14 protein-coding genes are annotated in these 21012 nt (G+C 66.9%); 11 read left to right on the top strand and 3 right to left on the bottom strand.

Going from position 1 to position 21012, the window contains the following annotated elements; translation table 11 throughout:
- Window positions 1-105 precede the first annotated feature (105 nt).
- The 3 genes from MPARV_RS0110850 to MPARV_RS0110840 are packed head-to-tail and all read left to right on the top strand — an operon-like array spanning window position 106 to window position 6250.
- The gene (locus tag MPARV_RS0110850; RefSeq protein WP_031278231.1) at window positions 106-4212 is read left to right on the top strand and encodes a glycosyltransferase family 2 protein; all 4107 of its coding nucleotides are present in this window, start codon (window positions 106-108) and stop codon (window positions 4210-4212) included.
- On the top strand, window positions 4209-5828 hold the full coding sequence (locus MPARV_RS0110845) for a DUF5719 family protein (protein ID WP_012222891.1): 1620 nt from the start codon (window positions 4209-4211) through the stop codon (window positions 5826-5828). Before MPARV_RS0110850 ends, MPARV_RS0110845 begins: the two co-directional genes overlap by 4 nt.
- 2 nt (window positions 5829-5830) lie before the next feature.
- A complete protein-coding gene (locus tag MPARV_RS0110840; RefSeq protein ID WP_020378255.1) occupies window positions 5831-6250 on the top strand; it encodes a YbbN family protein in 420 nt (139 codons plus the stop codon).
- A 21-nt stretch (window positions 6251-6271) separates the two neighbouring features.
- Here the strand turns inward: MPARV_RS0110840 and ftsH are convergent, their stop codons facing one another.
- Entirely contained in the window at window positions 6272-8269 is a 1998-nt protein-coding gene (gene ftsH, locus MPARV_RS0110835; protein WP_020378254.1) for an ATP-dependent zinc metalloprotease FtsH, read from the bottom strand.
- A gap of 126 nt (window positions 8270-8395) precedes the next feature.
- On the opposite strand from ftsH, the gene MPARV_RS23625 reads away from it, so the two are divergent.
- The 8 genes from MPARV_RS23625 (at window position 8396) to MPARV_RS0110795 (ending at window position 18036) form a co-directional block, all read left to right on the top strand.
- Window positions 8396-8761, top strand: coding sequence for a DUF3499 family protein (locus MPARV_RS23625; RefSeq protein WP_081582236.1), 366 nt, complete (start codon window positions 8396-8398; stop codon window positions 8759-8761).
- A gap of 7 nt (window positions 8762-8768) precedes the next feature.
- Window positions 8769-9578 carry a CPBP family intramembrane glutamic endopeptidase gene (locus tag MPARV_RS0110825; protein WP_020378252.1) on the top strand — a complete coding sequence of 270 codons (810 nt, stop codon included), beginning with the start codon at window positions 8769-8771 and terminating at the stop codon, window positions 9576-9578.
- A gap of 52 nt (window positions 9579-9630) precedes the next feature.
- On the top strand, window positions 9631-12561 hold the full coding sequence (locus tag MPARV_RS0110820) for a glycosyltransferase family protein (RefSeq protein WP_020378251.1): 2931 nt from the start codon (window positions 9631-9633) through the stop codon (window positions 12559-12561).
- A 74-nt stretch (window positions 12562-12635) separates the two neighbouring features.
- On the top strand, window positions 12636-14015 hold the full coding sequence (locus MPARV_RS0110815; protein WP_012222900.1) for a phosphomannomutase/phosphoglucomutase: 1380 nt from the start codon (window positions 12636-12638) through the stop codon (window positions 14013-14015).
- A 106-nt stretch (window positions 14016-14121) separates the two neighbouring features.
- Window positions 14122-14382, top strand: coding sequence for a Trm112 family protein (locus tag MPARV_RS0110810; RefSeq protein ID WP_012222902.1), 261 nt, complete (start codon window positions 14122-14124; stop codon window positions 14380-14382).
- Window positions 14379-15434 carry an SIS domain-containing protein gene (locus tag MPARV_RS0110805; protein WP_012222903.1) on the top strand — a complete coding sequence of 352 codons (1056 nt, stop codon included), beginning with the start codon at window positions 14379-14381 and terminating at the stop codon, window positions 15432-15434. The genes MPARV_RS0110810 and MPARV_RS0110805 overlap by 4 nt, the downstream gene beginning before the upstream one ends.
- A gap of 77 nt (window positions 15435-15511) precedes the next feature.
- Window positions 15512-16960 carry an adenosylhomocysteinase gene (ahcY, locus tag MPARV_RS0110800; protein ID WP_012222905.1) on the top strand — a complete coding sequence of 483 codons (1449 nt, stop codon included), beginning with the start codon at window positions 15512-15514 and terminating at the stop codon, window positions 16958-16960.
- Window positions 16961-17106: 146 nt separating this feature from the next.
- Entirely contained in the window at window positions 17107-18036 is a 930-nt protein-coding gene (locus MPARV_RS0110795) for an SDR family NAD(P)-dependent oxidoreductase (protein ID WP_157789560.1), read from the top strand.
- Here the strand turns inward: MPARV_RS0110795 and MPARV_RS0110790 are convergent.
- Window positions 18033-19259, bottom strand: coding sequence for an HD domain-containing protein (locus MPARV_RS0110790; RefSeq protein ID WP_012222909.1), 1227 nt, complete (start codon window positions 19257-19259; stop codon window positions 18033-18035). The two genes, MPARV_RS0110795 and MPARV_RS0110790, sit on opposite strands and share 4 nt — an antisense overlap.
- A 100-nt stretch (window positions 19260-19359) precedes the next feature.
- Window positions 19360-20874: a glycoside hydrolase family 43 protein gene (locus MPARV_RS22715; RefSeq protein WP_051011968.1), complete on the bottom strand. Its 1515-nt coding sequence runs from the start codon at window positions 20872-20874 to the stop codon at window positions 19360-19362.
- Window positions 20875-21012 lie beyond the last annotated feature (138 nt).

Genomic DNA, 21012 nt, shown 5'->3' with positions numbered 1-21012 from the left:
GCCGATCCTACCGCCCATGGCCTGGTGGGTGGGCGTTGAGCGGGGCGATGGGTGACCTGAGTCGTCTCTCCGGTCGATTAGTCTGAATCCCTGCCGGGCGGTGCGATGACGTCGAGCCGCGCACGTGGAGGTCTCACTATCTCGACCCGGGACAACAACCCCCAAGACACACCTCAGAGCGCTCCCGCGCTCCGTGCCCCCACGTCGGGCAAGGGCGCGCCCGCGGTGGTGGCCGTGCTGGTGACCCACAATCCGGACGAGAACTTCGAGACCACACTGGTGTCGTTGCAGGCCCAGGACTACTCCAACCTGGCGGTCCTGGTGCTGGACAACCAGAGCGAGTCGCCGGTGGAGGGCAGGGTGAAGGCCGTGTACCCCCAGGCCCACGTGGTGCGCCTGGCCGCCAACCGTGGGTTTGGGGCCGCTGCCAACCGTGCGCCGGCGGTGGTTAACGGCGCTTCGTTCTACCTGTTCTGCCACGACGACGTGTATCTGGAACCTGACGCGGTTTCTGCGCTCGTCGCCGAGGCTTTTCGTTCCAATGCCGGTGTGGTTGGGCCCAAGTTCGTCGATTGGGACGAGCCCGAGATGCTGCTCGATGTCGGCCGGGCGATCGACAAGTTCGCGTTCCCGGCGCCGGTTGCCGAGGCAGGCGAACTGGATCAGGCCCAGCACGATGCGGTTCGGGACACATTCGCCGTCGACGGCGCCACCATGTTGGTGCGGGCCGACCTCTTTGAGGCCATCGACGGCTTTCCATCGGACTTCTCCGCCTACGAGGAGGACACCGACCTGTGCTGGCGGGCCCACCTCGCCGGCGCCCGGGTGGTGGTGACCCCGTCTGCGGTCGTTCGCCACCGGGAGGCCACGTTGCGCAGCGTTCCGGCCGAGGAACGTCTGCGCAGCCAGTACGCCCATCGGGCGCGCATGGTGCTGACCAACTACTCGACCGGCCATCTGTTGCGGGTATTGCCTCAGGCGGTGCTGTTCTCGCTGGGCGATCTGGTGCTGAATCTGTTGGCGTTCCGCCTGGTGCGCGCTGCCGACGTGGCGCTGGCGTGGACCTGGAACCTCTCGCATCTGCGAGGGTCGCTCGCCCGACGCGCTCAGGTCAAGCAGTTCCGTCGGGCGACCGACTCGGATATCCGCAACTATCAGGTAGGCGGATCTGCCCGGGTGACGGCGTTCGTGCGTGGCACGGTGGGGGAGGGCGCTGCACGCTTCAACACCGGCGCCCAACAGTCGCGCACCGTGGTGCAACGCCTGCGTGAGGGGCCATCCCAGATTGCGGCGCTTTCGGCGGTGCTGGTGGCGATCGTGCTGATCATCGGCAGCCGCAGCATCATTTTGGGCGACATCCCGGTGGTGCGCGAGTTCTCCGCCACGACGGCGCCGTGGTCGTCGATGTTGCGGGAATACTGGAACGGGTGGCGGACGACGGGGCTGGGTGCAACCTCTGCCACGCCCACCCTGGTGGGGATCATGGGCGTGCTGTCGACGGCCCTGTTCGGAGGCGAGGGACTGGTACGAAACCTCTTGATCATCGGTTGTCTACCTGCGGGCGTGCTGGGCGCCTGGTGGATGGCCAGGGGCGGTTCGAGCAGCAAGACACGTGCGTTGATGATGGTCGCGTACGTGATCACCCCGGTGCCCTACAACGCCATCGCCGAGGGCCGCTGGGGTGCGCTTGGCCTGTGGGCCGCCCTTCCGTGGATCGTCGGCCTGCTGGGACGCTCCGCCGGTGCGATGCCCTTTGCCGGTTCGGAGTTTCGAACGCTCAGCGGTCTGCGGGCCACCGTCGCCCTTGGCATGGTGACCGCTGCAGTCGCCGCGGTGCTGCCGGTGGCTCCGTTTCTGGTCCTGCTGATCGCACTGGTGATGGCGGCGGTGGGCCTGGCGGATCGTTCCGATCTGGCCCGCTGGGAGCGGGTCATACCCACGGCGATCGGCGGCTCGGTCGTGGCCTTTGCGCTCCACCTGCCCTGGGCCATGGAGCTTGTTGTGCCGTGGCCCAAGTGGGGGCAGATCGTCGGGCCGGCGAGCATCGCGGGCGGTCCCCTTGCGTTGCGTGACCTGGTGTGGCTTGACACTGGCCCCAACAGTTTCGGTGTGGTGCTGGTGGGGCTGCATCTGGCCGGTGCGTTCGCCATCCTCGTGGGACGTGAATGGCGGTTCAGGCTGGCGGCTCAGGGTTGGGCCATTGCCCTCGTCGGCTGGGTGTTGGCTTGGATGGGCGAGGCGCGCATCGGGCCCACGTTGCCACCGCCCGAGGTGCTGTTGATGCTGCCGGTGCTCGGTCTGTCGTTGGCCATCGGTGCTGGACTGGCGGCCTTCGAGCGTGACGTCGCCGGTAGCGACTTTGGATTTCGCCAGGTGTTCTCGATGTTGGCGGCGGCATTGATGGTGGTGGCTTCGTTTGCCTGGGTGGCCCGATCGGCGAACGGCCGTTGGGGTCTGCCGGAGGAGGACAACCTGGCCGTGGTGAGCACGTTGAGTTCGCAGGCGCCCAAGGGCCAGTATCGGACGTTGTGGTTGGGTAACGCCGACGTCCTTCCGTTGGGTTCCTGGGAGCTGTCCAACGGATCCAGCTTTGCCACGACCGAGGGCCTGTTCCCCCGGGTGGGTGACTGGTTTGAAGGGCCACGTTCGGTGGGCACCGAGGCGCTCAACGATGCGCTCGAGGATGCGGTGGAGGGAAAGACCACCCGCCTGGGCCGGTTGCTGGGCGCCATGGGCATCAACTACGTGGTGGTTGCCAGATCGGGCGCTCCACTCGCCTACGACAAGGGAAAAGCGGTGGTGGAACCGCCCGCCAGCACGGTGAACGCACTGGATGAGCAGCTCGACCTGTCCCGATTGTCGGTGTCGGAGTCGCTGTTCATCTATGAGAACTCGGCGTTTACCCCGGAGGTGGCCACGGTACCGGCGGGGACGTTCGATGATGCTGGAGACGGCTTGGGGTCGGTGCTGACCACCAACCTCACCGCCGCCAAAGCCGCGCTGCCCCAAGGCACCCGGGCGGATGAGGGCACCGGCAGGTTGGCGGCCGACGTCGAGCTCTACGTGGCCCGCACTCATGACGCCAACTGGACTCTGACCGTCGCCGGTGACGAGGTGCCTCAGGCCCCCGTGTTCGGGTGGGCGTCGCAATCCAAGGTGACCGCCGGCGGGGCCGCATCGCTGACCTACTCGCCGCCGTTGGTTCGCAGCCTGGCGGTGGTCCTCCAGCTGTTGGCGTTGCTTGGCGCCATCAGCGTGGTGCGCAGCCGCCGGGACTCCGTCGACGACATGGGCGGGATGCGGCGCGCCTGGGCCGCTCGCAAGGAGCGGGTTGCCGATCGACGCCTGCGTCGCGAACAGGAGCCAGAAGTGGGCGGTCCGCAGTTGCCCACCACCGAGCTGCCGAAATTCGTCGTCGAGGGCGATGACGCCGGCTACGACCAGCACGTCCCGGAGCAGTTCGGCGACCCGTTGGAGGCACGCGAGGAGCCGGACCTGTCCGAGTTCGAGGACTCCACGACCGGTACCGACGGCTCCACGACCGGATCCGACGAGACCGTGCCGGAAGCCGGCCCTACCGTTACCGCACAAGAAGCCCAGGCGCCGCCGACGGACCTGCCGACGGTCGACGTGCCGCCTGCCGACGCCGAGACCCACTTGGTGAACGACAAGATCGACTGGGATCCCGGCGAGCTCGAGCCTGATTGGCTGGCAGAGCCCCCGGCGTTCAAGCGTCGTCGCCGCCGCAACGTCGTGTTGCCCGAGGATCGGGCGGCGACCGAGCAGTCACCGGAGATGATCGACACATCGACCTCCGACCAGCCCGACCAGCCCGAAACGCCCGACCAGCCCGAAACGCCCGACCAGCCCGAAACGCCCGACCAGCCCGAGACGCCTGCGACTGCATCGGCTGATCACCCGGCCGGCAGCGGGGGTCGACGCTCGCGTCCCAAGCTTCGCCTGGTGCGAGGCCGCACCGGCGGTGCAGGAGTTCCCCAGGACGGCGCCGAGCCAGACCCAGAGGGCTCGGCCAAAGATCCTGCCGAGGCCATCCAGAGTGATTCCGGCGGGGCTGCCCCGTCCCTGGACAAGCCGGCCACCTCAGATTCCGCCATTGATGACGACCGACCGGTGGTTCGCCGTCGCACCAGGCGGCGCGACTCCCAGCCGTCGCTGTTCAGCGAGGACGAACCAGACGAGGAACAGCCATGAAGTTCGTACGCATGGCCGTGATCACGGTGGTGGTCGGCGTTTTGGCCGGCCTGTCGGCGGTCAACCTGTCGGACCCACGGGACAACTCCGCCACCGTGCAGGCTGAACAGCGCTTCGGCCTGCTGAACCAGATGGTGACGGCGGATCCGCCCGGCACGCTGGATTCCACCTGGTACTGCGCTGCAACCCGGGTGAGAGAGGGCGACGCCGGGAAGCACGAGGTGTTCATCTCAAACGGCTCGGGCAAGGAGGTGGCCGTCCAGATCAGTGCGGTTCCGCTCAGCCCCAAGGCCGCCGCCGAACCGGCCAAGCAGCTCAAGTTGCCGGCTCACTCGGTCATCGTGGAGGACGTCGCAACCCTGTCGAAGAAGACGTCTGCGGCGGTCGTGGTGGATGTTCGCTCGGGTGAGGTCACCGTGTCGCACCGGTTGTCCAACAGGACGGGGGCCTCGCAGGTGCCGTGCACCTCACGTCCTTCGGGCTCATGGGACTTTCCATTCGTCAACACCGAGAAGGACGCCACCGCCCGGCTCTTCCTCTTCAATCCCTACCCGGTTGCGGTCAGCGTCGATGTCACCTTGTCGACTGCGGATTACGTGCGGGTGCCCGCCGAACTGAGCGGAGAGAGCGTGCCGGCAGGCGGGGTGAAGGTGATCAACCTGAACGAACGCGCTCCGAGACGAGATCGGTTGTCGGTCAGCGTTCGCACCCGCTCCGGCTTGTTGATCGCCGAGGTGGTGCAAACGTTCTCGCAGGCCAACCTGGAGTTCAACCTGAAGTCGGGTGAGGGCGGCGACGGCAAGGTGGACAAGGAGGAGATCGGAAAGCAGCCCGTGAAACGTCAGGGCGTGGCCCTGGTGTCGGGGAGCCCCGAGCCGACTCGCCAGGCCGCGTTTGTGGACGGGTTCTCTCAGGGTGGCGTCATCGAGCAATACGTGGTGTTGAACCCGTCCAAGGGCAACGCCGACGTTCAACCGATCTGGATCACACAGTTTGGTCAGCCACGGGGGGATATCGAGCCGCTGGCAAAGGTGATTCCCCCGGGGCGGGCCGAGACCATTCGGATCGACAATGATCAGCGCCTCCCAGCGGAGGGTTTCCACCACGGGCTGGTGGTGTCCGACACCGGGGTTGCCTCCGCCCGGGTGCTGGTCAGCGTGGCCAAACGTGGTGACACCAAAACCTCGGGGCAACAGGTTCGGCCCGCACCTGCGACCGGCGTGAGCATCTCGCCGGCGCTGCCGTTGGCAGCCGATCGCTGGTGGTCGGGTGGGCTTCGGCTCACCGGACAGGATGAGGGCTGGTTGTTGGTGGACAACCCGTCACCCACCGAGTCGACCTCCATCAAACTGCTCGTTCACGGTGGGGGGAAGGTGACCGAGGCCAAGGGGTTTGAAGACCTCACCGTCAAGCCCAGCGATCAGTTGGCCGTCAACCTGCGCCAACTGAAGTTGCCCAACCTGGCGATGGTTGAGCTTCGCTCCTCCGCTCCGGTCCAGGTGGAGCAGCGCCTGGTCGATGCGACGGCGGGTGATTACTCGTCGGGCCCGGCCGTACCCGACGCAGCCACGGTGATCTCCCTCTCCCTCTCCGACTCCGGCGACGCTGCGGGGTAACGGTGCTGCTACAGGTGATCGTGGTGGCGGTGGTGGTGGTGCTGACGGTGTTGGTGTCAGTGGCCTCACGCCGTCGTGGCAGCGACGCGGTGCCGACCCCCAGCGGCTTCACGGTCCCTGCCCGAGTGGCTCGACCCGACTTCGATCATCCGGATCGCCCCTGGCTGGTGGTGGTGTTCACCTCGGACACGTGTGATGGTTGTGCCGGTGTGGTCGAGCGCGCACTCCCGCTGTCCTCCGATGAGGTGGCGGTGTGTGCCGTGTCGGTTCAGGAACAGCCCGAGAGCCACACCCGTTACCGCATCGATGGCGTGCCCACCACGATCATCGCCGACGCAGAGGGCACCGTGGTGGGCAGCTTCCTCGGTCCGGTTCAGACGATTGAGTTGTGGGATGCCGTTGCGGCGGCGAGGGAGACCTGAGCGGGGGATTGGCCCACCTGCTCAGTGAACCTCGGCGGGGTCCTGGATCGGGGCGTCCATTCCGGCGCCGTTTGCGGCCTGGCCGAGTATGGCCGACGGTAGTGCCGTGCCTGGATCGGGCGGATGGCCCGGTTCGCCGGTGCGGCCCACCTTGACGAGACGAAGCACCTCGGCCCCGTCGATGGTCTCATGTTCCAGCAGTTGCCGTGCCACCAGGTCGAGGCCGTTTCGCTCGGTGCGAAGGAGTTCCCGGCAGCGGCTCTGTGCCCGCCGCAGGATCTTCTCGGTCTCCTCGTCGATGACCCGGGCCATCTCGTCGGAGTAACTCTTCGTCTGCATCATGTCGTCGCCGAGGAACACGGCACCCTGAGTGCCCCATGCCATGGGGCCGACCCGTTCGGACATGCCCCATTCCTTCACCATGGAATGCGCCAGTTGGGTTGCCTTCACCAGGTCGTCAGCGGCGCCTGTTGACACCATTTCGAACGTGATCTCCTCGGCGGTGCGTCCGCCAAGCATCATGACCAGGCGGTCCTCGATGAAATTCTGACGGTGGATGTGGCGCTCCTCGTCGGGCAGCGTCATCGTGACGCCGAGCGCCATGCCTGCGGGAATGATGGTGACCTTGTGCAGCGGGTCCATCTCGGGCAGCACGGCGGCGCAGACGGCGTGGCCGGCCTCGTGATAGGCGATGGCCTCTTTCTCGGTTTCGGAGAGCACCATCGACTCGCGTCGCTGACCCATCATCACCCGGTCCCGTGCGTCCTCGAAGTGACGGGCGTGGATTTCGTTCTCGCCGTTGCGAACCGCAAACAGCGCGGCTTCGTTGACCAGGTTGGACAGATCGGCACCTGACATGCCGGGTGTGCCCCGGGCGACCAGGTTGAGATCGACGTCCGGAGACATCTTCTTGGACTTCGAATGGACCTCGAGGATGCGGCGCCGATCCTCCAGCTCTGGCAGCGGCACCACCACCTGGCGGTCGAAGCGTCCCGGTCGGAGCAGAGCCGGATCGAGGATGTCGGGGCGGTTGGTCGCCGCCATCATCACGATGCCCTCGGTCGCTTCGAACCCGTCCATCTCGCTGAGCATCTGGTTGAGGGTCTGCTCACGTTCGTCGTGGCCGCCGCCCATGCCGGCGCCGCGCTTACGGCCGATCGAGTCGATCTCGTCGACGAAAATGATGGCGCGGCCGGCCTTGCGTGCCGACTCGAAAAGATCGCGTACCCGGGATGCGCCGACGCCGACGAACATCTCCATGAAGTCCGAGCCGGTGACCGACATGAACGGCACCCCCGCCTCACCGGCGACCGCCCGTGCAATCAGGGTCTTCCCGGTGCCGGGCGGGCCGACCAGCAACATGCCCTTGGGAATGCGGGCGCCGATCGCTGCGAAGCGGTCGGGCTCCTTCAGGAAGTCGACCACCTCCTTGATCTCCATCTTCACGCCGTCGTACCCGGCCACGTCGGCGAACGTGGTGCCGGGCCGCTCGGAGGAGTAGGTCTTGGCCTTCGAGCGGCCGATCGACATCACCCCCGACATCTGGCCTGAGGCACGGCGCTGCATCCAGGCGAAGAAGCCCAGGATCAACGCAAACGGCAGGATGATGGACAGCAGGGACAGAAGCCCACTCTGCTGAGGTGTCTCGAAGGTGTACTCGACGTTGTTCTCTTTCAGCAGCGCCTCGAGCCCCTGGGGGGCCTCAGCGGGCCCGGTGGAGGTGAAGGTCTTGTCGCCGGTGCCTGCGAAGGTGCCCTCGATCTTGCCGGTGGTGTTGTCCCACGTCACCGACTCGATCTTGTCTTGCTTGATCTGAGTGACCAGTTGGTCGTAGCGGAGTTCGTTGGACTTGGGCTCGGCACTGGAGAACCACAGCACCGAGCCGATCACCACCGCCAACAACACAAACATCGACCAGCTGGGCAGCTTGCCGCCAAGGAATCCACCGGAGGATTGGCCGCCGGCGTTCGGTTGTTTGCCCTGGCCTGAGGGTTGCGGAGGTCGGGTCTGCTCTGCCATCCGGTGAAGTGTACGGGGTGGACCCCTGCTCGACGATGCACAGCGGCTGAGACTGTGGGTCGTCCCAGCCCCGATTGGCGGTCAGGGTCCCCCGCTTGGTGTGACCGCTGCCGGTACGGTGGTGCCATGAGTCGTTCCGGGAGTGGTCACGTTGGCGGTGCTCACCAAGGCAATGCACGCTCGGACCGCGCCCAGGCGGACAGGGACTACTCCGGGTCACGGGCCGCCGAGCGGCGCCGGTCCACCAGCAGGGTGTGTGCTCGTCCCTACTGTTCCACGGCTGCGTCGGCGACCATGTCCTACTCGTACGACTCCGGCTCGGTCTGGCTGGACGACCTCACCGTTGATGGGCACCCCATGGTGCACGACCTCTGCTCGCTCCACGCGGACTCCGTCTCGGTCCCCAAGGGCTGGCGGTTGGTCGACCGGCGCTCCGACTCCCTCGCAGCGGACGATCGTCAGTCGTCCGTGACGCATCTCGCTGCCGGTTAGCCGTCCCATGAGTCGGCGATCGCATCGCGACGCGGCCCCAACGCACAACGAAACCACATCCGACGGTCGGCCGGGCACCGACGTGGCGGTCACCCGCCTGTTGTGGTTGGCGGGACTGTGGCTTGGGTCGCGTCTGGTCGCCGGGTTGCTGGTGGCGCCATTCGTCGATCCGGGCGCGCCATTGTCGGCCGGTTCGCTGGTGGTCAGCCAGATTCCGTTCTGGGGGGTCACCGTGGGAGGTCTCTGGTGGATGGCCCGCCGTGAGGGGGAGCGGCTGAGCGGGTTCGTGCGATGGGGGTTCGCTCCACAGGACCTTGGTGTGGGCCTGGTGGCGGGGTTCGGACTGCACTGGGGGGTGAACCTGCTCTACCGGGTGTTGGAGAACGCCGGGGTGTCCGGCGACCCCTCGGCGTCAGCCCGAGAGTTGGTGAACGCGTCGCCCGGCGTGCTGGGAAAGGTGGTCCTGGTGGTGATGGTTGCGGTGGGTGCTCCCGTCGTTGAGGAGATGTACTACCGGGGGGTGGCGCAGCGCACCGCCATGCAGCTGGCCGAGGGCACCTCGGCGAAATCCGGCCTGCGGCACCGTTGGGGCGCCGTGGCCGGACTGGTGGCCGTCGCAGCGTTCTTCGCCCTCAGCCACATCGCAACCGGGGCCGACCTCATCCAACTGCCCGGACTGACGCTGGTGGGCGTGGTGCTGGGTGGGCTCGTCTGGCGCTCGGGGAGGCTGGGCCCGTCCATCGTGGCCCACGGAGTGTTCAACCTCTGCAGCCTGTTGGTGCTGTGGGGCGTCTCAAGTCCGTTGCTGGCGGGCTGATCACCGGGGCCTCCGATGAGGAGAACCCAGGTGCTCATGGCACGATGGTGGGATGACCGACGTGGTTGATCCCCCCGCGCCCGCCGCGCCAGCCCAAGACCAGACCCCCGCCGGAATCTCGGAACTTGAATTGGAACACGGCGCGCCCCGGAATCCCACTGCCGGCGAAGCCGACCGGCGACTTCTTCCAACCTGGCCGTCCGGCTTCGACGCGGCGCAAGCGGCCAACTACGTGGTTCTGGCGGCCTGCACGATCTTCATTTTCGCGACGCTGAATCGCGGTGGGGGCCTGCTGTCGACCAGCACCCCGACGGGCGGCGACATGGGGGCACACGTGTGGGGCCCGGACTACCTGAAAGACATCCTGCTGCCGTCGCTGCGCCTCTCGGGGTGGAGCCAGGACTGGTATGCGGGCTTTCCTGCCTACACCTTCTACATGGTGGTTCCGGCGCTGGCGATCGTGATGCTGGATGCGGGGTTGCCACCGCTGATCGGCCTCCCACTGCTCGTGGTCCTGGTACCTGGCCTGGTCTACGGCTGGTCGATGTTCACGGCCCGTCTGGCGCGGGCCGCCATGTTGGTGGCGGCGGTGGTGATTCTGCCGCTGTGCGTCGACGTCGACCCGAACGTGGCGTTCAAGCTGGTCAGCGTGTCGGGCCTGCTGGCCATGCCCTGGGCGGCGTTCTTCCTGGGCACCTCCTTGCGTCTTCGATTCCCCGGCCCAATGCTGATGTCGATGGCCGCGCTGGCCTTCGTGTGGGACTCGCACTTCACGATCTACGGCGGCAACGTCGCCTCCACCATGGCGGGTGAGTTTTCATTCTCGATTGCGTTCGCCGTCACCCTCGTGTTCCTGGGCGTGGTTGCCAGGGGTTTGAGCACCGGCAGGCATCGGGCCATCGCCGCGACGCTTCTGGGACTGGTGGCCCTGTGTCACGTCATCCCGTTGTTCTTCGCCGTCGGGGCAACCGCCATGATGTTCCTGCTCCGTCCGGGTTGGCGCCAGATGAAGTGGCTCATGGTGGTGATGCCCACCGGGGCGTTGCTTTCGGCGTTCTGGATAGTTCCGTTCTACCTGCGGAGTGACTACCTGAACGACATGGGTTGGGAGAAGGTGGGTCCGGCCGTGAACGGCGCGGCGAGCACGTATTGGCAATACCTGTTGCCCAACGCCATGCCCTACCACGAGATCATCTTTGGGTTGGCGGTCATTGGCGCGGTGCTCAGCATCGTCAGGGCAAATCGGGCCGGGTTGACCTTTGCGCTCTGGTCGCTGTTTGGCGTCGGCGGCTTCATTCTGATGCCCCAGGGCCGGTTCTGGAACGCCCGCGTGCTGCCCTTCTACATACTTTCGCTCGACCTGCTGGCCGCCGTGGCCGTGACGTTGCTCATCGGGGCGCTCGCCGCATTTGTGACCAAGCGGGAACGCCTGCAGCCGGTTGTCTCAGGCATCCTGGCAGGCGCCGCCGTCATCACGGTGTTTCTGGCGGTTGGGCTGCCCATCGGATTGCCCCCCAGTGCAAAGTCCACCAGCGTGAACGCCCCCACCGTGGTGGAGGACCAGTCGTCGGTGCCGCAGCTCAGCGGCCATCAGTTCGGTCCGTTCCTCTCGACCCAGTCCAACAAGGCCACGGGTTGGGCCAGTTGGAACTTCGGTGGTCTCCAGGCCAAGGAGCGCTACCCGGAGTACAGCGCGCTGATGTCGACGATGGCACGGGTGGGCAAGGAGCGGGGCTGTGGGCGGGCGATGTGGGAGTACTACAAGCAGATCGAGGACTACGGCACCCCGATGGCGCCCATGCTGCTGCCGTACTTCACCGATGGCTGCATCGGCTCGATGGAGGGGCTCTACTTCGAGGCCTCCATGACCACCCCGTTTCACTTCCTCAACCAGTCGCTGCTGTCCAAGGAACCGTCCCGACCCCAGCGTGACCTGCCCTATGAGGATCTCGACGTCGCTGAAGGCGTGAAGCGTCTGCAGCTGTACGGCGTGAAGTACTACCTCAGCCGAAGCGAGGAGGCGACCCAACAAGCCCGCGCCCTCACCGAAGGGCCCGATGCGCCGTTGACCGAGGTGGCTGAGGTCCCCAGCCAGAACCTGGCGGGCGACTCCGGAGTGCTCTCCGAGCCATGGGTGGTGTTCGAGGTGGCTGGATCGGAGCTGGTCAGCGGTCTGGACCACGAGCCGATCGTGATGACCGATGTGGCAGCCGATCACGCCCACTGGCTGGACCCGACGGTCGCCTGGTACGGCGACACTGCAAACTGGAGCACCTTCCTGGCGGCCGATGGGCCAAAGGACTGGACCCGGGTGCGCTGTGGTGCCCGAGCCGATGAGGTGGGCCCCGAATCGCCTTACGGTTTCGCTTGTCAGGGGGCGGTGCCGGGAACTCCGATCACTCCGGCCAAGGTCTCGAACATCGTCGTTGAGCAGCAGTCGATGAGCTTCACGGTGGATCAGGTGGGCAAGCCGGTACTGGTGAAGACCAGCTATTTCCCCAACTGGCGAGCCGACGGCGCCGAAGGCCCGTATCGAGTGGCGCCCAACCTGATGGTGGTCGTGCCAACCCAGAAGAACGTCTCGCTCAGCTACGGCCGCAGCGGCGTGGAGTGGTTGGGGATGGCGCTGTCGTTGGCCGGTGTGGTCATCGTCGTGTTGTTGCTCGTCGTTCGCACGCCCCGATTCCCAAGGGCGTGGCAGTTTGCCGGGGATGCCGAACCCGGCGATCCGACCCCGCGTGAGGCGCTCGTTGAGACGGGACACAGCAAGCTTCGGCGGAACATCCGGGTTCTCGCGCGAATCAGCCGGTCCGATCCGGTCGGCCCGATCGACGGCCCGCCGCCGGCCGCCGGTAACGGGCCGGTGATCGGCGATCAACCCGACGGCGGAACGGATCCCGACGCCACCGCCGAACCATCGCCCGACTGGATGATCTCGGCGCAGGAGCCCGCCGAGATCGACGGGGACCCTCCTCCTGCGTAGCGCCGGCCCCCGGCCGCCCGGTTCGTGGTCGCTCACCTGGGAGGTTGTCCGCACCCACCACTAGTGTTGGTTTCGTGGCAGACCTGGACGGCATTTTCAAGGCCTACGATGTGCGAGGCCTCGTGCCCGAACAGCTGGACGAGGAACTGGTGGAGCGCATCGGTGCGGCATTCGCCCGGTTCCTGCTCGGGCTGCCCGACGGGATGCCGGCGGACGAGCGGGCGCCGGACCGTGTGTTGGTGGGGCGGGACATGCGGCCCAGCGGTACGGACTTCGTGCAGGCATTTGCGCGGGGTGTCACCGGCCAGGGACTCGATGTGGTGGACCTGGGGCTGTGCTCCACCGACGAGGTTTCCTTCGCCAGCGGATCGATGGATGCGCCGGCCGCCATGTTCACCGCTTCCCACAATCCCGCCGGTTACAACGGCATCAAGTTCTGCCGCTCCGGCGCACGGCCCCTCAGCCTGGAGACCGGCCTCGATCGGGTGCGTGACCTGGCCCGAAACAAACTGGCGCCGCAGGGTTCGCCCGGTTCGCTGACCACCACCGACGTGTTGGCCGATTTCGTTGCGCACGTCCGCAGCTTTGTGGACGTCGACGGCCTCAGCCCACTGTCGGTGGTGGCCGACGTCGCCAACGGCATGGGCGGTCTGGTGGTTCCGGCTGTCTTTGATGGCCTGAAGCCCCGCTTGGAGGTGATGTTCGGGGAACTGGACGGCACCTTCCCCAACCATCCCGCCGATCCGCTGCAGCCCGAAAACCAGGCGGACCTGCGCGCCCGGGTGTTGGAGGTTGGCGCCGACGTGGGGCTGGCCTTCGACGGTGACGCCGACCGGGTTTTCCTGGTGGATGAGTTGGGCCAGGGGCTGTCGGGTTCCACCACCACCGCCATCATCGCCGCAGCAATGCTGGCGGATCACCCCGGTGCGACGATCATCCACAACCTCATCGTGTCCAAGGCGGTTCCTGAGGCCATTGCCGAACACGGCGGCGTGGCGGTCCGCACCCGTGTCGGGCACAGCTTCATCAAGGCGGTCATGGCCGACCGCGATGCCCTGTTCGGGGGGGAGCACTCGGCGCACTACTACTTTGCCGACAACTACCGGGCCGACTCCGGCCTGATCGCGGCGCTCGTGGTGCTGGCCGAGATGTCGCGCAGCGGACAGCCGTTGTCCGAGCTGCGCAAGCCGTACGAGCGATATGTGGCGTCCGGCGAGATCAACTCCACGGTCACCGACCCCACCGACGCGATGGCTCGTGTGGAGGAGGCGTTCATGGGAAGCCGCCGCGACCACCTCGACGGGCTCACCGTCGACCTGGGCGATTGGTGGTTCAACCTTCGGGCCTCCAACACCGAGCCGCTGTTGCGACTCAACCTGGAGGCGGCCGACACGGCGTCGATGGAGCGTCACTCCGCCGAGGTGCTGGCCCTCGTCCGGGGCGAGACCGACTGAGCGCGCACGTCATAGGATGCGCCGGAGCCTGAGGTCGTGCTTGGAACCATCAGCATCGTCCCACCCGGCCTCGACCCAGCCACTCTCGAATCAAGGAGTCATCAACATGGCGCTCTCCCCCGTGCTCTTGGAAGTGCTGGCCTGTCCCGAGGACAAGGGCCCGCTGTATTACCTGCAGGATGAAAACGCGCTGTACAACCCGCGTCTCACCCGCCGCTACCGCATCGAAGACGACATTCCGGTGATGCTGATCGAGGAGGCCGAGACCGTCGATGCGGACGAGGCCAAGCGCATCATGGCCAAGGTCTCCTCCGAGGGCATCAAGCCAACGTTCGACGGCGGGTCGTCCGAAGACGCAGCCACGTGAGCCCGACGGACACCGGCGTGTTGGACACGCTGGGTATGTTCGATGCCGCATTTGGGCTACCCGACCAGATGGCTGCGGCGGTCGAACTTGCATCATCGGTCGATGGACTGCCGGATGCGTCAGCGGTCACGTCGATCCTGGTCCTCGGCATGGGCGGCTCGGGGATCTCGGGCGACATCATGGCCCTCGTGGCGTCCGAGCATGGTCGGGTGCCGGTCGAGGTCAGCCGGCACTACGAGCTTCCCTCCCACGTGGGGCCTCACACCCTGGTGATGGCCGTGTCGTTCTCCGGCGACACCGAAGAGACGGTGGTGGCCGCCGAGGCCGCGGTCGCAGCCGGTGCACCCGTGGTCGCAGTGACCACCGGGGGAGCGCTTGGCGACCTCGTGTCGGCAGCCGGTGGAGGGGTGTGTGGCCTCCCCAAGGGCATTCCGCTGCCCCGCGCTGCACTGGGGGCGGTGGGCCTGACCCCCGTGGTTTTGGCGACGCGTCTCGGGCTCTTGAACGACACCGCCGCTGCGGTGGACGCCGCCATCGAAGCCGTTGCGGGCCGTCTTGGCGCGAACGCCGGTGCGTCGGGCGACACCGACAACGAGGCTCGCACCCTGGCGCGTCACATCGAACGTACCCAGCCGATCATCTACGGAGGTGGTCGTACCGGCGAGTTGGCGGCCTATCGGTGGAAAGGCCAGGTCAACGAAAACGCCAAGGCACCCGCCTACTGGGGCAGCGTCCCCGAGGTGTGCCACAACGAGATCTGCGCCTGGGGACAGCACGGCGACGTCACCCGCCAGGTGAACTCCATGGTGTATCTGCGGCATGACGGCGAACATCCCAACGTGTCACGTCGATTCGATTTCCTGGCTCAGATCACCGCCGAGGTGGTGGCCGAGATCTTTGAGGTACGCGCCAAAGGTGACGGCTCGCTGGCCAACTTCTACGATTTGGCTGCATTCGGAGACCTGGTGAGCCTGTGGATGGCGGCTGAAGCCGGCGTCGATCCGGGCCCCATCCCGGCCATTTCTGATTTGAAGGCCTACCTGGCCGGGTAGCCGCCCGCTGTCCTGGTACCGCATCACCCCCACCACCTCTCAAGAACCCACGATCACTGAAGAAAGAGGAGTTACCCATGCTGACCCCCGCCGACTACAAGGTGGCCGACCTTTCCCTGGCCGGTTTCGGCCGAAAGGAAATCGAGCTTGCCGAGCACGAGATGCCCGGCCTGATGGCCATTCGTGCCCTGTTCACCGATGAGGCGCCGCTCAAGGGAGCGCAGATCACCGGATCGCTGCACATGACGATCCAGACCGCCGTGCTGATCGAAACGCTGACCGCCCTGGGCGCAGAGGTGCGCTGGGCCAGTTGCAACATCTTCTCCACCCAGGACCATGCCGCGGCCGCCATTGCGGTGGGCCCCAACGGCACCCCCGACGCCCCCGACGGCGTGCCTGTGTACGCCTGGAAGGGTGAGACGCTCGAGGAGTACTGGTGGTGCACCGAGCAGGCGCTGCGTTGGCCCGGCACCGAAACCGGTGGCCCCAACATGATCCTCGACGACGGTGGCGATGCCACCCTCTACGTGCACAACGGCACCAAGTACGAGGCCGCCGGTGAGGTACCCGAGGCCGACGAGGACGACCCCGACGAGTGGAAGGTCATCCTGGCCTCGCTCACTGCGTCGCTGGCCGAGGACAACAACCGCTGGACCAAGATCGGCGCCGGCATCAACGGCGTCACCGAGGAGACCACCACCGGCGTGCACCGCCTCTACCAGATGTTCGAGTCCGGCGAGCTGCTGTTCCCGGCCATCAACGTCAACGACTCGGTCACCAAGTCCAAGTTCGACAACCTGTACGGCTGCCGCCACAGCCTGATCGACGGCATCAACCGCGCCGTCGACGTGATGCTCGGCGGCAAGACCGCAGTCGTCGCCGGCTACGGCGACGTCGGCAAGGGCTGCGCCCAGTCGTTCAAGGGCCAGGGCGCTCGGGTGATCGTCACCGAGATCGACCCGATCTGTGCCCTTCAGGCCGCCATGGAGGGCTTCCAGGTGGCCCGCCTCGAGGATGTGATCGGCACCGCCGACATCTTCATCTCCTCCACCGGCAACAAGAACGTGATCACCCTCGATCACATGGCCGCCATGAAGCACCAGGCGATCGTGGGCAACATCGGGCACTTCGACAACGAGATCGACATGTCCGGCCTGCTGCGCTCGTCCGACATTCAGCGCGTGACCGTCAAGCCTCAGGTGGACGAGTTCACCTGGCCCGATGGGCACTCGATCATCATGCTGTCCGAGGGGCGCCTGCTCAACCTGGGCAACGCCACCGGCCACCCCAGCTTCGTGATGAGCTGCTCGTTCTCCAACCAGGTGCTGGCCCAGATGGAGCTCCATCAGCGGCTGGAGGACTACCCGCTTGGTGTGCACCGCCTGCCCAAGCAGCTCGATGAGGACGTCGCCCGCTACCACCTCGACGCCCTTGGCGTGCGGCTGACCGAGCTCACCGACGAGCAGTCCGAGTACCTGGAGATCCCCAAGGCCGGGCCGTACAAGCCCGACCACTACAAGTACTGAGATACTCCTGGAGCGGTGCCTGGTTGCGGTGGAAACCCGACCGGTGCACGGGAGCTTTCACTCCGACAGGTTGACCTAAGTTGATCGCCCGGCCGCTCGATGCGGCCGGGCGGTTGCGCGTTTGGGCGCTGACGACGGGGGAACACATGAGTGAAGCGCAGGATTGGGCGGGCAGGGTGGCGGTGGTCACCGGAGGCGGGTCAGGAATCGGCGCTGCATTGTGCCGCCGGTTCGCCGAGGCCGGCATGTCGATCGTGGTGGCCGACGTCGACAAACCCGCGGCGGTCGAGGTGGCTGGTCAACTGGCCGACGAAGGTGTGCTCGTCGCTGACGCCCGAGCCCTGCCGGTGAGAGTCGATGTTGCCTCCGCCGACGAGGTCGCAGCCCTGGGCGAGGCGACCATGGACGCTTTTGGCGCCGTGCACCTCGTGTGCAACAACGCCGGGGTCTCTGCCGGTGGCCTGTCGTGGGAGGTGCCCATGTCCGACTGGCAGTGGGTGATGGAGGTGAACCTCTGGGGCGTCGTCTACGGCGTCCGGACCTTCGTGCCGCTGATCGTCCGGTCGGGCGGAGGCCACATCGTCAACACCGCCTCGATGGCGGGGCTGACCTCCCCGCCGTTCATGTCGCCGTACTCGGTCGCCAAGCACGGTGTGGTGGCCTTGTCGGAAGCGCTCTATCACGAGCTGTCCTTCAGCCATCCCGAGGTGGGGGCCTCGGTGCTCTGCCCGGGCTGGGTGCGCACCCGCATCTACGAAGCCGGCCGCAACCGGCCCCAGCGTCATGGTGGCCCCACGATGTTTGGCGAAGGCGGGCTGTCCGAAGGCGAGGAGGGAGCGGACGGTCCTGGAGCGATGGTCGCCCAACTGATCGCGTCGGGGATGGACCCGTCGGAGGTGGCCGACCTGGTGTGGTCGGCGGTGCTGGAGCGCCGATTCTGGGTGTTTACCGGGGACGACTGGATCGCCATGGCCGCCGAACGGGCTCGCGGTGCCTTCGCGGGCGAGAACCCCCAGCTGAAACTCCCCGGCATCGAGCTCCCGGTCGAGCCCGATGACAGCGCAGGTTCGGACTAGCGGAGGCCCATGGTGTCGACGCCGGTCGGAAGCTTGGCCGGGTCCCAACCGAGCTTTGAGAGGGCTTCTGCACAGGCGTAGCGATCGGTCATGCCGCCCACCCAGCGAACCGCCGCCCGGAGCGCCTGGGTCGAGCCCGCTGTGGGTACGGGACCGTCCGCTTGGCCGGTCAACACGTCGGGGGGCAGCGTGCCGGGTCGGTCGGCGTAGTACTCGACGAGCGCCGACAAAATCGCGACCACGGAGTCGGCGGCGACGACCGATGCGGGGCGCAGGTAGATGTTCTCGTAGTTGAACCGTCGGAATGCTGCGAGCGCGCCGGATGCCTCGTCGGTCATGCCCACGACGCCGTGTGTGCGCCCCACATGGATCACGTCGGCAATAAATGCCCGCAGCTGCCCGGACCGCACGCTGTCCCCATAGGCGGCCACCTGCGGTGGCAGGGCGCCGTGGTCGACGATGCCGGCGGTGACCGCGTCCTCGAAGTCGTGCGCGGTGTAGGCGATGCGGTCAGCCCAGCTGACCACGAGACCCTCGGGTGTGGCGGGCCGCGGGCGGGACCAGCTGTGGTTGCGGATGCCGTCAAGCGTCTCGGTGCACAGGTTGAGCGGGGTGAGCACCTCATCGGCGCCCCACACCGCGTGGTCGTAGCCCTCGTCGAGGTACGGGCCCAGCGCGTCCTCTGACGCATGCCCACCAGGGCCGTGTCCGCAGTCGTGACCCAGTGCGATCGCCTCGGTCAACGCCACGTTGAGGCGGAGGGCGGTGGCCATGGCCACAGCAACCTGGGCCACTTCGAGGGCATGGGTCAGGCGGGTGCGTTGATGATCGTCAGGGAAGATGAACACCTGGGTCTTTCCAGCCAGGCGGCGGAAGGCGGGGGAATGGAGAATGCGGTCCCGGTCGCGCTCGAAGCAGGTGCGCTCGGGGTCGGGCCCCTCCTGTCGTCGCCGGTGGCCGGCACCCTCGGATCGGGTGGCGCCCGGGGCCATCCAGGCGTGCTCGGCCTGTTCGCGGGCATCCCGGTTGGCTGGAGCAGATGCCTGAGACGCACCCGCGGCCTGGCCGATGCGCAAGGTGCCGCCCGCGTGAGCCGAGCGCACGCCCGGCTCGTCGGCATGCCCGGGGGCCAGCTGATGACCGCCCATCGTTGCGGCCCAGGCTCGGGTTCGTTCGCCGTCGGCGACCGAGGTCTGACGTTCCGGTGGGGACGTTCTGCTCATGGGGCCGATCCTAGGGAGCTGCAGTGACAACCAAGTTCGGTCGTAGGGCCCACCCGCACCGTTCGGGCGCTTCAGGCGCCCACGATCGCACCGACGCTGTTCAGTAATCCAGGGAGACGCTGTCGTGGTCCAACTTGAGGGTGCCGATCACCAGCACCCGGTTGTTCGGGTAGCCCACCTTGCCCGGCTGGTAGGCGTGGAACACCACCTTGGGGGTGCCGTCGGCTTCCCGGAATGCTTCGAGCCCGCCGGGCCCCACCACCCGATCGTTGGTCTTCAGGATGGGTTTGGCGTTGGCCCGTGCGCATGGTTGGGCAGGCCCGTTTGGGCAGCCGGCGATGCCGACGGCGTACTGGTCGCTACTCCATCCGGCACCGGAGTAGAACATCCACAGCCGCCCCTCCTGATCGCGGTACATCGATGGTCCCTCGATCACCCCGTGATCCCAGCCACCCGGGTCGCCGGTCAGCAACAGGGTGGGGAAACCGGCAAACCCGGTGCCCTGCGGGTTGAGCTGTTGGCTCCACAGCGCGCCGGAGCGACCCACCGGGGTGCCCTCGGACTTGTACAGCAGGTACGGCGTTCCGTCGAGGTCGACGAACGGGCTGGGGTCGATGCTGCCACCCTGGTCCTCCTGACAAACGAGCGGCCCGGTGGAGCTGTCGACGAAGGGCCCCTTGGGGGTCTTGGCCACCGCCACCGAGACGCACTGCATGTTCTGGCCCTTTTTGCGGGCCGAGTAGTAGAGGACGTAGTTGCCGTTCAGCTTGACCACCGCAGGAGCCCAGGTGGCACTGGGTTCCACCCAGTTCGGAAGCTTGGGAAGCGCGTTACCGACGAACCTCCAAGTCTTTTGGTCGGTGCTGGTGGCCAGTTGCACGTTGCCGCCACCCGCGTTGGTCGCATATGCGTAGGAGGTGGCGCCATCGATGAGCACGAACGGGTCGGGGAAGTCGTAGGGCATCGCGGATGGTCCGGCGGCCTCTGCCGCGGCACAGTCGTCCTGAACGGTGCCGAGGGTGGAGGCGCCGCCCGAAGCATCGCCAACCGAGATCTGGTTGACCGCCCGGTTGAGGCCGTCAATGCAGGTCTTCATCCGCCCGTTGTACAGGGCTTGGAGGCCGCGGCCGCTGTCGGCTGCCACCATCTGCTGCTGGAGGGCCTGGCGTTGCTCCTCCAGCGCTCCGAGGGCCGCCCGGGCTTCGGCCGAGTCGGCCTCGGCCAGTTTCGAGGTGGTGCGTGCGTCCTCGGTGGTTTGGCGCAGCTCGGCGTCTGCCGCCTGGAGCTCGGCGGTCTGTCGCTGCATCTCGGCCATCGTGTCCCTGGCGGTGGCAAGCTTGGCCTCGGCGTTGCGCTGGGCTTGAACCCGCTCGGTGTAGGCACGAATGGCCACCACCCCACCGATGATCAGCACCACGCTTGCGACCAGCGCCGGGATGCGCCGCCTGTGGGGCGTTGGGTTGTTCGGCTCGGAGATCGGATCGCCGTCGGAGGCGGGCAGATCGTCGGCCTCACGTGTGGGCTCCGTGGGCTGCGGAAGGGGACCGTCGACGTCCACCTCGTTGGTTGCGGGGCGCACCGGGGAGTCACTGGTGGAGGTGGTGGGTGGAGTCACGAAACGTCCGCCTGGGGCCGTCGGTGGTGGCATGTCGCCATCCGTGCGGCGAGCAGAGATGCGATTCTAGCGGTCATGGTCCGGGAGATGAAGCAGGGCCGACGTGGATCTCGGTACGTCCCGAAGGAGGGGTGCCTT

Source organism: Candidatus Microthrix parvicella Bio17-1 (assembly GCF_000299415.1).
GTDB classification, from domain to species: Bacteria; Actinomycetota; Acidimicrobiia; order Acidimicrobiales; family Microtrichaceae; genus Microthrix; species Microthrix parvicella.
The sequence above is the reverse complement of the archived record's forward strand: the minus strand, read 5'-3'. Positions and strand labels throughout refer to the sequence as shown.

What these genes read in the sequence shown, in the direction of transcription:
- MPARV_RS0110850 (WP_031278231.1), top strand. Translation starts at nt 106, where the DNA reads ATGACGTCGAGCCGCGCACGTGGAGGTCTCACTATCTCGACCCGGGAC.
- MPARV_RS0110845 (WP_012222891.1), top strand. Translation starts at nt 4,209, where the DNA reads ATGAAGTTCGTACGCATGGCCGTGATCACGGTGGTGGTCGGCGTTTTG.
- ftsH (WP_020378254.1), bottom strand. Translation starts at nt 8,269, where the DNA reads ATGGCAGAGCAGACCCGACCTCCGCAACCCTCAGGCCAGGGCAAACAA.
- MPARV_RS23625 (WP_081582236.1), top strand. Translation starts at nt 8,396, where the DNA reads ATGAGTCGTTCCGGGAGTGGTCACGTTGGCGGTGCTCACCAAGGCAAT.
- MPARV_RS0110825 (WP_020378252.1), top strand. Translation starts at nt 8,769, where the DNA reads ATGAGTCGGCGATCGCATCGCGACGCGGCCCCAACGCACAACGAAACC.
- MPARV_RS0110820 (WP_020378251.1), top strand. Translation starts at nt 9,631, where the DNA reads ATGACCGACGTGGTTGATCCCCCCGCGCCCGCCGCGCCAGCCCAAGAC.
- MPARV_RS0110810 (WP_012222902.1), top strand. Translation starts at nt 14,122, where the DNA reads ATGGCGCTCTCCCCCGTGCTCTTGGAAGTGCTGGCCTGTCCCGAGGAC.
- ahcY (WP_012222905.1), top strand. Translation starts at nt 15,512, where the DNA reads ATGCTGACCCCCGCCGACTACAAGGTGGCCGACCTTTCCCTGGCCGGT.
- MPARV_RS0110795 (WP_157789560.1), top strand. Translation starts at nt 17,107, where the DNA reads ATGAGTGAAGCGCAGGATTGGGCGGGCAGGGTGGCGGTGGTCACCGGA.
- MPARV_RS0110790 (WP_012222909.1), bottom strand. Translation starts at nt 19,259, where the DNA reads ATGAGCAGAACGTCCCCACCGGAACGTCAGACCTCGGTCGCCGACGGC.